6 protein-coding genes are annotated in these 5,829 nt (G+C 65.9%); 2 read left to right on the forward strand and 4 right to left on the reverse strand.

The genetic code is table 11. The features are described 5' to 3' along the window. The 3 genes from GXP34_07350 to GXP34_07360 all read right to left on the reverse strand — a co-directional run. On the reverse strand, positions 1-893 hold an 893-nt coding region (locus tag GXP34_07350; protein NOY55789.1), incomplete at its 3' end, for a hypothetical protein. Positions 894-904: 11 nt separating this feature from the next. Then, positions 905-1,882 carry a glycosyltransferase family 4 protein gene (locus GXP34_07355; GenBank protein ID NOY55790.1) on the reverse strand — a complete coding sequence of 326 codons (978 nt, stop codon included), beginning with the start codon at positions 1,880-1,882 and terminating at the stop codon, positions 905-907. A gap of 234 nt (positions 1,883-2,116) precedes the next feature. Then, complete coding sequence (locus tag GXP34_07360; GenBank protein NOY55791.1) at positions 2,117-3,490, reverse strand: hypothetical protein; 1,374 nt, start codon at positions 3,488-3,490, stop codon at positions 2,117-2,119. A gap of 302 nt (positions 3,491-3,792) precedes the next feature. Between GXP34_07360 and GXP34_07365 the strand changes: the two genes are divergently transcribed. Further along, on the forward strand, positions 3,793-4,503 hold the full coding sequence (locus tag GXP34_07365) for a hypothetical protein (protein NOY55792.1): 711 nt from the start codon (positions 3,793-3,795) through the stop codon (positions 4,501-4,503). After that, the gene (locus tag GXP34_07370) at positions 4,433-5,302 is read left to right on the forward strand and encodes an O-antigen ligase family protein (protein NOY55793.1); all 870 of its coding nucleotides are present in this window, start codon (positions 4,433-4,435) and stop codon (positions 5,300-5,302) included. Before GXP34_07365 ends, GXP34_07370 begins: the two co-directional genes overlap by 71 nt. Before the next feature lie 159 nt (positions 5,303-5,461). Here the strand turns inward: GXP34_07370 and GXP34_07375 are convergent. Beyond that, a partial coding sequence (locus tag GXP34_07375; protein ID NOY55794.1) for a cell wall-binding repeat-containing protein occupies positions 5,462-5,829 on the reverse strand: 368 nt, incomplete at its 5' end.

Here is a 5,829-nt window from a genome sequence, read left to right on the forward strand (position 1 = left end):
CCCTGCTGCACACCTCCGAAGAGCTGGTGGGCGAGGGCCAGTGAGTACTCGGGGAAGAAATCGATGATGGACGTGTCGAAATAGACGATGCGGCCCAAGCCGTACCGGGTGGCTTCGGCGGCCGGGAAACCGTCGTACTGGGTGACGTCGACACCCTCGTAGGACCCGGGGTTCGTGATGCTGAATCGAAGGAGCGGTTGCACATTGGAGCTTGCGACCCGTGCAAACTCGGCGCCGGCACCGGTCGGTCGATTCAGCCGGAGCGTGGTGAGCCCCAGGTTGGCGAGTGCCTTCTGCACGATGGGGTGATTACGTCCCTGCGCGTCGAGGAGCAGATCCAGCGCATCGGGTGTCGGGTCGTTGAGGTAGTCCATCTGGTACGCCTCGCTGAGCGGGCCCCACTCCCAAGCTTCCCGGTTCATCTCGAGAGGCCATAGACCCCAGCCTCCTCCGGGGAGAGGGAACTCGCGAGGTGACGCCAGAACGGGGACGAGACCGCCGCCACCGGCGATCCAGTCCCGCACGGTCAGCGACGCCGACTCGTTCATGACCCGTGTGTACGGGAGCACGATCACGTCGAAACCGGCGAGTTGGCCAGGATCCTCGAGATCCGCGTCGCTGACCCACACCGGGTTCATCCCGACGCGCTGCAGGGCATCGAATGCGGCCTGCTGGCGGCCGGCGACATCCCAGCCTTTGGTGGCGGCGAAAGCGAGGGTCGAAGCCGAGTTGAGCACGCCGACGCGAGGGGTGGTGACAGAAGATGCCGGCGCTGCAAGGCCGAACACCATCATGCTCATGATGGCGAATACGGCGGCGACCCTCCTCATCCAGTTGTTGTCGGCCCGTTCGGCCTTTCCCTTGAGCCGTTCCGGAACGATGGTGCGGTTCATGGAGAAGGCACTCATCGCAGAGCGACCACGGATTCGAGCCGTTCGAGGGCGTTTGCCGCAAGGGCGTCCGCCGAGAACTCCGATGCCCTCTCGACCGCCGCTCGGGCGACATTCCGATCTCCGGGGTGTCGCAGCCGGACTGCGAGCTGTTCGGCAAGCTCTCCAGGATCATCCGGTGGCACGACCGAGCCACATCCCGGTGTCGGGATGGCACCGAGACCTCCGACATCGCTCACGACGACCGGAGTGCCGCATGCCAGAGCTTCGAGGGCGACGAGCCCGAGAGCATCCCGACGGGACGGCACGGCGACGACGGCCGCCTTGCGGAAGAGATCCGCGACCGTTTCGTGATCGACCTCGCCCAGCCAGCGGATCCGACCGGCGAGACCGGATTCGGCAGCCAGTGCCTGCAGGTGTGACCTCTCGGGACCGTCTCCGGCGAGTGTCGCCGTCCAAGCGATGTCATCGGGGATGCGAGCGAGCGCCCGGAGCAACACATCGACACCCTTGTGGCTCGTGAGGTTCCCGGCGAAGGCGACCGTGGCCGCGCGCCCACCGGCCTTCTCGGGAGGGTGGAAGACGGTCAGGTCAACGCCCGGAGGCAGCACCACGGCTTCGACTCCGAACGTGTCTCGGAGCAGTCCGGCGGTCCAGTCGGAGTTCGTGTGTACCTCCGATGCACCGTCGATGGCACGTTTGAGAGCGCTCCGTATCCAAGGCGGCTGGTCCAGAGCGGCGTCGCTTCCGTGAGCGTAGAGAACATAGCTCCGCCTCGTGAGCCTCGCCGTTGCCCAGCCGACGACAGCGGTCGGCACGAGGTAGTGGCTCTCGACGATGTCGGGGCGAAACGGCAGTCCCGCGGCGAAGGACCGCATCATGAGCCAGAGGTACTTCGCCGGCGTCCTGAGAACACCCCGGCGGGGATCGGAGATCGCGACAACGCGCACCTGCGCCCCCTGACGTCGATACGCGGCGGCGCGTTCACGCACGAACACACCGAACGACGGATGGCTCGGCGACGGGTACATGTTGGAAATCAGCAGTATGCGGAGAGATCCTGGTGGCATGGGTGCAGTTCGGTCGAGTCCGGTCAGCGTAGCGACGTTACCGCCCCATCCGGTTGGTCGCCGGTCGGCAGCGGCGAGCCTCTCGTGCCGTTGCCGGCAGTGCCGGGCGTGTCGGTGAGGGGGTGGCGCTCGCAGCGGGCGTCGATGGTCGACACGCTAGGCGAACCGTCTCCGGACAGCCGAGCGAAGCAACGTGATCACCGTCCGAACCTCAGGTGTCATCAGCCCGAGGACCAGGGCAATGGTGAGGACGTCTGTCGAGCCTTTCGGCGGCAGGAGCGCCATGACACCGACCACCACAGCGGCCGCGGCGACCCGGTACCACAGCGAACCCCACCGGACGCCGTAGCGGCGGGTGGCGACGATCAGCGGGGCCATGACCTGGATGCTGCTGCCGATTGCGTAGCCCAAACCGATCGCGGGCACCCCCATCGCGGGCGACACGGTGATCCAGACAACGATCGCGACGGAGAAGCCGACAAGGCTCGACCACATCGCGATACTCGCCCTTCGGAGGTCGAGCGCGGCGAGCGCCGCGACCGACGGCGTGCCGACGATTCTCGTGAAGAATGCCACCGAGAACCAGGCGAGCGTCGCTCCTCCGGTCAGGCTCGTGAAGAAGATGCCCAGGAAGCGGGAGCGCTCGATGATGAGCAGGGCGAAGATCGGGGCGCTCGAAGCCGCCACGATGGCCGTCGAGACGGCGATCGACCCGGCGGATCGGGCGGTCCCCTCTCGAGCGTTGGTCTGCGAGATGGTCGGCAGCAGGACGAGGCTCACCGCACGCGGCAGCAGGTTCAGCGGTTCGAGCACGGTGAGGACGCCGCCGATCAACGCCGCGCCGGCGAGTGCATCGACATACGTCGCGGCGATGGGTGTCATATAGGAGAAGCCGACTCCTGCGAGTGAGCCCACGGCGCCGATGATGCCGTAGCCGACGAAAGAGCGGATGGGCAGTCTCTTCGCGGGCCCCATGTGTCTGAACGCCCTGAGAACGGTCAGGCCCACGGGCAGGTATGCGGCAGAGAGGGCAAGGATGATCAGGGGCGGCGCCTGGAGTACGACGGCGAGACCGAGTGTGACGGCAAACAGGATCGAGCCGAGGACTTCCCGTCCGACGTAGGGACGGATGCGATCTTCACCGTACAGGATCGACTTGCCCGAGAGGTAGAAGCCGAACGCCATGACGAGGGTGCCGATCGCGAATACCTCGAAGGGAGGAGTCGTCCCGAGCCGGTCGGAGAAGGAGACATAGACCATGGCGACCACCGCTCCGACAAGTGAGAAGACGACCCCGGCGCGCGCGGCGAGGATGCTCAGGTCGGAAGCGAGCGCCTGATCGCGTTCGCCTCGCAGCTGGGATATGAACTTCGTGACACCTGGCGACAACCCGCCGGAGCCGATGATCGTCAGGATCGCGGCGACCGACATGGCGAGTGTGAGTACCCCCAACGTGTCGACACCGAACCAGCGTTCGGCGCCGATGCGCGCAATGGCCCGGACGAGCCCGGTGAGTACCAGTCCCACCATCGTCAAACTCGCTCCGTGGAGCAACCTTCGGGTCTGGTTATGAGGCTCTGGGCCGTCTTGACTGTGGTTTCCGACCGTCATCGCTCCATCCGATTCGGTCGGAAGTGTCCGAGCCGACGATTGGCCACGGGTCGTGTTGTCGTGTGTTCGTTGGAACCGACCGCGTCGGAGATTGTCGACTGCATGCGCCCTCCGGCTCGGAAGCGTAGCCGCCGTTTCCCTGGGCGTTCGCCGGTGGTGCCTCGGCAAACGCATCCGTGTGACTTCGGCGGCCCTCTCCCTACTCAGATCGTCCGGCCGTTATGATGACGGGGTTCCTCTCCGCCCTCGATTGGAGTCCGGAAATCGCATCGATGCCCACAGGAGAGTTGACTTCAGGCAACCCGACCGCTTCCGACTTCTCGTGGGATCCCGGCGGATCGGTGGTAGCCCTTACCGTGTGGGTTGCCGCGGTCCTCGGCAGTGCCCTGATCGTGGCTCGGCTCGTTGGAGCCGTTGCCGGGCTCACGGTGGGCGTTCTGGTGCTGGTCTGTGGCATTGCCTTCATGCCGAAGCCACGGTGGCGATGGTCATCGGAACGGGTGGCGCTCTCTCTGCTGCTGGGTTCTGTCCTGGTGCCGTTCAGCCTCTTCCCGCCGCTGGGCCGTGGATTGAGCGCCGACGACATCATGGTGCTCCTCGGTACCGTGATCGCAGTCGTGTCGCTGTGGCGCCGACGCAGCATGATCCGGCTTCCCGTCTTCGCATGGCCGCTCGCGTTGCTCACCTTGTGGGCGGCGATCATCTGGCTCACGGGAGACCGTACGTTGGGCGCTTTGCTGCGAGGCCCGGGAAGACTCGGTCTGTATCTCGTCCTCGTCGTCGCCGGCGCCTTGTGGTTCAGGCAGGTTCCCCTGGCTCGTTTCGTCATGCACACCATCGTTGTGGTGGCGACAGTCGAAGGTGTTCTCCTACTTCGCCCGATTTCAGATCCTCGACCGTTTTATCGGTATCGAGGCGATCAGGGCCTATGACCCGATCTACACGCTGGCTCCGGGGCGCGCCGTCGGAACCCTCGGGCTGGCGTCGAACTTCCTGGGTGCGTACATGCTGATTCCGGCGGCGCTGATCCTCGGTTTCGGAACGATCGCATCGCGCCGGCGCGACATCGCCGCCTGGTCTGCCCTGTACGTCCTCGTGTTCTGGGCACTCGCGCTGACCTACACGAGGGCGAGCCTGATCGCCATCGTCGTGGGGGCCGTCGGCTACTTCTTGTGGACACGACGCACCCGGATGCTGCCCGCCTTCGCTCTGGCACTCGTGTCGGTGATCCTGTTCACACCGTTTCTGTCCCGGTTCAGTCTCGGCAACGATCGGGCCCGTCTGACTTCACAGGCGATCGAGGTCATTCGCGAGCACCCGGTCTCCGGTGTGGGCGCCGGCGAGTACACGCCGGCCGAGACGTCGCGTCCGACGCAGGAGAATCAGCCCGATGGTCCGGACCGGTCCATCACCCCGCACAATTCCTTCCTCCTCTACGCGAGCGAGCTCGGCATCCCAGGCGGGTTGCTCGCACTCTTGGCCGTTGCACTCCCATTCCTCGGGGCGCTGGGAAGATCACCTCGAGGGCCGTTCGACAGCCCGGCGATTCTCGCAGTGGCGATCGCAGCCGGACTTGGATCGTTCGCGCTCCAGACCCTGAGCAACAATCTGCTGCATATCCCGGTGGTGACCGTGCAGTTCTGGATCGCTGCAACGGTGGGAGTGCTGGTGTCACTCCACGCCGATGGGCCCCTTGCCCGCAGGATGTCATTCCCGATCCGCCTCCGCTGATCCGTACGCCGGGGAGGCTGCATCGTGGTAGTGGTCCCGTTCGAGGGATTCGACGTGTTCGCACCGTCTCCCGGGCACGTGTGCCTGCGGTGCCGACCGTCGGCAGGGTAGGGCGTGTCGCCTCGGGGGCAGATTGCTTCCCGATCGACTGAGGAGCGATCAGCTCCGGGGAAGCCGGCCGGCCACGCTCGTCGACAGTATCGGTATCTTGGCGAGTCGGGTGGCGACGGTTGTGCCGACGGCGTTGGGTCCGCCGACGATGATGATGTTGTCGGGTTGGAGTCTGGTGAGTTCGGTCGCGGTTGCGGCGGGGATGAAGTCTGGGGTGACGAGGAGCAGTGGGGCGCCGTTGTGGGCGGCGGCGGAGACTCCTGCGAGGCCGTCGGGGAAGTCGGCCCCGGTGGCGATGTACACGGTCGGGGTGGGGGAGGTGAATGTGGCTGCGGAGATGGCGGCTGCGGTTTTGTAGCGGTCGGTGCCGAAGAGTCTCGTCACGGTGCCGTAGGCGGCGAGTCGGGTGGCGACGG

The sequence above is a fragment of the Actinomycetota bacterium genome, assembly GCA_013152275.1.
Lineage (GTDB): Bacteria > Actinomycetota > Acidimicrobiia > Spongiisociales > UBA4744 > BMS3Bbin01.